Consider the following 6,071-nt stretch of genomic DNA (forward strand, 5'->3'; position numbering starts at 1 on the left):
TTTCATTGGTCTCATTCGTTAGTTGAAACTATGCACTTTTAGTGCAAGACTTTCAGTTTCTACAAACTTTTTATTGTCGATTTGCTTCATAATTCTTCTAAATTTCATCTTCACTATAATTTTAAAAAGCAATTTCATTGCTTAAAGAAACCTATGGACTTGCAGTCCATAGTGGTTTAGTTGAGTATTCTTAAATCAAACTTTGCACTATAAGTCTTAGCCTATTAAAGACATCATAGCATCCAGTTATCATTAATTTTATTTCCATATTCGGTATAATTCTTTGAAAACAATATCAAATCATCCCAATTTTCTTCTATTAGCGTCGCTTTTTTCTGTAAGACCAATCTTTAATTTTTTTTCAATCTTTATAGATTCTGAAGGGTTATTACATTGTACAAACCATTTTAAATCAACAGGCAATCTTTGTGCGGTGTAACTAAACTTATTACTTTTTCCTTTATGTTGTGTGACTCATCTTTCTAAATCATTTGTTATACCAACATAATACGTCTTATCAGAACATAATAATTTATAAACGTAGTAAAACTTCATTAGACTCTAGTCGTAATAAATTTTATTGACTATCCTTTTTTAATCATAAAAAAAAAATTTAATGATTTCTCTGTCATTTCGAGCGATAGTCGAGAAATCTAAAGTATTGTTTTACAAGGTATTTCGACCACGCTCAATGTTACAGAATGAGTTTGAAATTTTAATTATTACTCATTACGGAGATTCAAATAAATTTTTAAATAACATAGACTTCGTCAAGCTCATCGAGACATTTTTACTCTCATTTGACAAAATAACAAATCACTATGGCTTACATGTTTCAAATTAGGAATTAAACTAATAGCGTATTTTAATGTCAGTCTGAGCCTGTCGAAGATGTTAATTATCTCATGTTTATCAAAATGTTATATAATTAACACATTGTGTAAAAGTAAACTATTTATTCTAATTATTCGTATTGAAATTTACCTCGATACTATTTTTGTAAAAAAAAGAAGTTATGTTGGTTTACAAATTTGGAGGCACATCAGTCGGTTCGGTAATTAACATGAATCATGTTAAAGACATTATCAGTACTCCAGAAAAAAAAATAATTGTATTATCGGCCATGTCTGGTACTACCAATGCATTGGTAGCGATATCAGAAGCTATAGCAATTGGCAATAGTGCTTTGGCACGTGACCAAATCAATACTTTAAATGAACACTATAACACTGCGGTTTACGATTTGCTTCATGAGAAAGTACTTAGAAAAGATGTAAGCGATTATGTCAATGCCATTTTTAGCCAGCTTAACCAAGTGACTACAAAAACATATAATCTACAACATCATAACCGTATTTTGGCTATTGGAGAGTTGCTGTCTACCTATATGTTTAGTCGTTTTTTAGAGCAAGAAGGCTTTAGTGTGGCCTTATTGCCAGCCTTAGATTTTATGCGTATTGACCGCAATAGCGAACCCGATAATTTTTACATTAAGCAGAACTTGTCGCGTCTTATTGATGGCCAACAATCAGCAGATGTGTACATCACACAAGGCTTTATAAGCTTAGATGCCGATGGGGTAATTACCAATTTGAAACGTGGCGGTAGCGATTATACAGCCACCATAATTGGCGCCGCTTTAGAAGCCGATGAGGTACAAATTTGGACAGACATCGATGGGTTTCATAACAATGATCCAAGATACGTCAACGATACCACAGCATTATCCTATTTATCCTATGACGAAGCTGCTGAGCTGGCCTATTTTGGTGCAAAAATATTACATCCGCAAACCGTTATGCCGGTACGTCGTTTAGATATTCCGTTACGACTAAAAAATACCATGGCACCCGATGCACATGGTACGCTAATTACTAACCAAACACATGGCGAAGGCATTAAAGCCATTGCCGCTAAAGATGGTATTACAGCCATAAAAATAAAATCGGTACGCATGTTATTGGCGCACGGTTTTCTTAAAAAAGTCTTTGAGATTTTTGAAACCTACGAAACGGCGATTGACATGATTACCACATCTGAAATAGCCGTGTCTTTAACCATTGACCATACCTCAAATTTGGAAAACATTATAACTGAGCTCCAAAAATTTGCTGAGGTCGAAGTCGAGGATTATATGAGTATTGTTTGCCTCGTCGGTAATCAAATTATTTACCATCCAGATACGCCAGAACTCTTCCAAGTCTTACAAGATGTTACTATACGTATGATTGCCTATGGCGGAAGCAATAATAATATTTCCTTGTTGGTAAATACCAGCGATAAGTTAGAAACCTTGCAAAAACTTCAGCGTTACGTGTTTAATGGTTATTCCGTATTAGCTTAGTTTTTAGTTGAATAAAGCGCCGAAAGGCGCTTTTAGATTTGACTATTTATTCATTCCCAGTTGAAAACATTTCCGCAAGTGCTTCTCCTTGTCTTAATACTCGGTCAGCTTCCAGTTTCGCAATATCTGGCGGATAGCCGTATCTCATTAATATTTTTTTTACGGTCAATCTTAATTTTGCTCTTACATCATCACGATTGCTCCAATCAACAGTTGCGTTTTTTCTAATGACATCGACAATCGTATGAATCAATTCTTTCATTTTGTCATCATTCAAAAAGCTTGTAGAGTCATTTTGTTTTAAGACACTATAAAAAGCATATTCCTCTGGTGTTAGTCCTAAATCTTCAGATTTGCTGTCTTCCAATCGCATTTCTTTTGCGATTTCTGATAGTTCTGCTAAAACTTGTGCTGAATCTATTTGATTGTTGTGATAACGTTTTACAATTGATTCTAACATTTCAGAAAACTTCTTTCCTTGTGCTAAATTCTTTGTTTTTCTGATTCTTACTTCATCACTTAATAGCTTTTTCAAAAGTTCGAAAGCAACATTCTTTTGTTGCATATTTTTAACTTCTAACAAAAACTCATCTGAAAGAATACTAACCGAAGGTGTTTCAACACCTGCAGCTTCAAAAACATCAATTACGCCATCACTTGATAAAGCATCATCTACAATTTGTTTGATGGCTGTTTCTACTTCATAATCAGATTTAATTCCACTTCCTGTAAACTTATTCAATCGTGCTTTCACAGCTTGAAAAAATGCCACTCCGTCTTTTAAAATTTCTGCTTCTGGACTTGGAATTGACATTGCGAATAACTTTGATAACAAAGTTACTTCTTTGAGAAAGCGGTCTTTTAGTTTTTGGTCTGCTAAAATGAAGTTTTGAGCACCTAATAAGACTTGTAACTTTTGAGCAGTATCAACTTTAAAATATTCCTTGAAATCAAAACCCTGTCTGTCCGGCAGGCAGGCGTTGAACATTTGTTCTACGATTTCAAACTTCTCTTTCATTCCTGCAATCGCTTCTTTTATATCTACAACCGGCGAACCTTCGCCACCACTTTGCAAATAGGTTGCCATTGCCTTACGCAAGTCTTGACCAATTCCAATATAATCTACAACTAATCCGCCTGGTTTATCTTTATACACTCTATTTACTCTCGCAATAGCTTGCATTAAATTAGCTCCTTGCATTTTTTTATCTACATACAAGGTATGCATACTTGGTGCATCAAAACCAGTGAGCCACATATCACGAACAATGACCAATTTTAGTTCATCATTAGTGTCTTTCATTCTTGTTGCTAAATCTTTTCTTTGATTTTTGGTGGTATGGTGTGGTTGAAAAATTGCTGGGTCGTCTGTAGCACTTGTCATTATGACTTTAATCGTTCCCTTGCCCAAATCATCATTATGCCATTTTGGTTTTAAAGCAATAATTTCATTGTACAATCGAACACAAATATTTCGTGTCATACCCACTATCATTGCTTTTCCTTCAAATACGTTTTGACGTGCTTCAAAATGTGTAACTATATCTTTTGCAACATCTTTTAAACGGTCTTTATGCCCAACTACAGCATCAATAGTGGCTGTTTTCTTTTTGGCTTTTTCTAATTGTTCTTCGGTAGCGTCGGATATAGTATTTATTTCTTCATCTAATTTCTTAGTTGTTTTCTCGTCTAGTTTAATTTTTATCAAACGAGATTCATAACTGATAGGAACGTTTGCTCCATCATCTACTGCTTGTTTTATATCATAAACATCAATATAATCTCCAAAAACGACAGGTGTAGATTTATCTTCTTTTTCAATTGGTGTTCCTGTAAATCCAATGTAAGAAGCATTAGGCAAGGCATCACGCAAATACTTGGCATTTCCGTATCTTATTTCTGAACCATCATCTGTTTCTACCACACGACCAGAAAAACCATATTGACTCCTGTGTGCTTCATCTGCTACGACAACAATATTCGTTCGGTCTGATAAGTTTTCGTAAACGCCTGCCTTGCCGGCAGGCAGGTTGCCCCAAGCTGGCGCAAATTTTTGAATGGTTGTAAATATTACGCCACCGCCAGAAACTTTTAACAATTTTTTATATGTTCTCTGCTATCGGCTTGTACGGGTGTTTGCCGTAATAAACCCACACAATTACCAAACGTACCAAATAATTGGTCATCCAAATCATTACGGTCTGTAAGCATTACAATGGTTGGGTTTTCCATTTTCGGATGCGTAATAATTTGTCCGCTATAAAAGACCATTGATAAGGATTTACCAGAACCTTGTGTATGCCAAACTACGCCAACTTTACGGTCTCCTTCTTCACTATTTGTTGCTCGTAAGGTTTGCTCAACTGTTTTTGAACCGCATAATATTGATGATAAGCACCAACTTTTTTGATGTTTACTTGAGATATGATTCCTGTTTTCTCGTCTTTCTTTTCTTCTTTTTCAAAAACTGTACAATAGCGTATAAGCTCAACCAACGTTTTTTTGTTGAGCATATATTCCGTGAGAATTTGCAATTCTGTAGCCGCTAAACCCATTGCCCCATCCCTAAAGGGTCTGGTTTTAGCTATCATTTCGTTTTTAATTTTATTAATTACTTTTTCAGAATCTTGTATTACTTCTTCATTAGTAAATCGTAGTACTTTATAACCTAAAGATTCTAAAACTTCTGTTCGTATTTGGTCTGCTTCTTTTTGATGATTATGAATTTCACCATCTACCTCAATAATTAAACCTTCTTTTAAGCTGGCAAAATCAACAATGTACTGGTCAATAATATGCTGTTGTCTAAACTTTTCACCTAGTTTATTAGCCCTTAATTTCTCCCATAAAAATGCCTCTGCTTTTGTTGGATTAGATCTCATACTTTCGGCTCTTTCCTTTAAAACTGGGTAGATAGACTTGTTCGAAGAATTTAAAACAGAAGGCTTAAAACGCACCGGTACTCCCTTTAGGGAGTAAGAGGGATTAGGTGCTTTCCAAGATAAGTAACGAGAAAATGGTGCAGATACGCTTGATGAGCCTGTATCTATGCCATCTGAAATCACACAAATAGCGTTGTAATAAAAAATGCTTGGTACTGCCTTTTTGTAATTCTGTATCTGGTTGTAAGCTCTACGCAAAGTTGCTTTTTCGCTTGTAGCACTTTTAAGTTCTATAAACACTAAAGGCAAACCGTTGATATAAATGACAACATCAAACCGTTTTTCGTTATTGTTTTCTTTAACCACCAATTGATTGACTACCCAAAAGTTATTGTTTTCTGGATTTTCTACATCTAATAAATTTACATTAATGCCTTTAGTTCTGCCTTCTTTGGTGTATTCTACGGTTACGCCATTGGTTAGTAACGTATGGAAACGCTCATTGTTTTCCATGATATCCTCTGTACCTAGATTGATTACCTTTTGGTAAGCTTCTAAACGTGCTGATTCTGGAAGTGTTGGATTTAATTTTTTGAGCGACTCCTTAAAATGATTTTCTAATACTACTGAATTAAAATTTTTACGTTGTGGATTCTCGCCAATTGGTGAAATAGTTGTACCATTAAAACAGGTATATCCCTGATTTACTAATTGGTCTAGGCTATATTCTAATATATGACTGAATTAGTACTTGTTCTCCATAATTCCCAAGCGGATTGCCCTGTAATGGCATATAATGCAAACTCCTTTAGGCGTTGATTATTATTCTTAATCCGCTCAAGTAT

General features: G+C 34.8%; 3 protein-coding genes and 1 pseudogene. 1 reads left to right on the forward strand and 3 read right to left on the reverse strand.

Features of this window, described 5'->3' with window-relative positions:
- Positions 1–1,015 precede the first annotated feature (1,015 nt).
- Positions 1,016–2,344, forward strand: coding sequence for an aspartate kinase (locus HKP48_RS08110; RefSeq protein WP_296344671.1), 1,329 nt, complete (start codon positions 1,016–1,018; stop codon positions 2,342–2,344).
- Between the two features lie 46 nt (positions 2,345–2,390).
- Here the strand turns inward: HKP48_RS08110 and HKP48_RS12265 are convergent, their stop codons facing one another.
- The 3 genes and pseudogenes from HKP48_RS12265 to HKP48_RS08125 form a co-directional block, all read right to left on the reverse strand.
- Positions 2,391–3,431 (reverse strand): DUF3387 domain-containing protein, encoded by a 1,041-nt coding sequence (locus HKP48_RS12265; protein WP_363928607.1) that lies wholly within the window; start codon positions 3,429–3,431, stop codon positions 2,391–2,393.
- Between the two features lie 42 nt (positions 3,432–3,473).
- Positions 3,474–4,768, reverse strand: a pseudogene (locus HKP48_RS12270) (HsdR family type I site-specific deoxyribonuclease); the annotation flags it as partial.
- Complete coding sequence (locus HKP48_RS08125) at positions 4,651–5,961, reverse strand: type I restriction endonuclease (RefSeq protein WP_296344677.1); 1,311 nt, start codon at positions 5,959–5,961, stop codon at positions 4,651–4,653. The pseudogene HKP48_RS12270 and the gene HKP48_RS08125, both read right to left, overlap by 118 nt.
- Between the last annotated feature and the right edge of the window lie 110 nt (positions 5,962–6,071).

The organism is Winogradskyella sp., from assembly GCF_013042245.1.
Taxonomy (GTDB): Bacteria; Bacteroidota; Bacteroidia; order Flavobacteriales; family Flavobacteriaceae; genus Winogradskyella.

Coding starts and splice junctions, on each gene's coding strand:
- HKP48_RS08110 (WP_296344671.1), top strand. CDS start 1,016: ATGTTGGTTTACAAATTTGGAGGCACATCAGTCGGTTCGGTAATTAAC.
- HKP48_RS12265 (WP_363928607.1), bottom strand. CDS start 3,431: ATGGCAACCTATTTGCAAAGTGGTGGCGAAGGTTCGCCGGTTGTAGAT.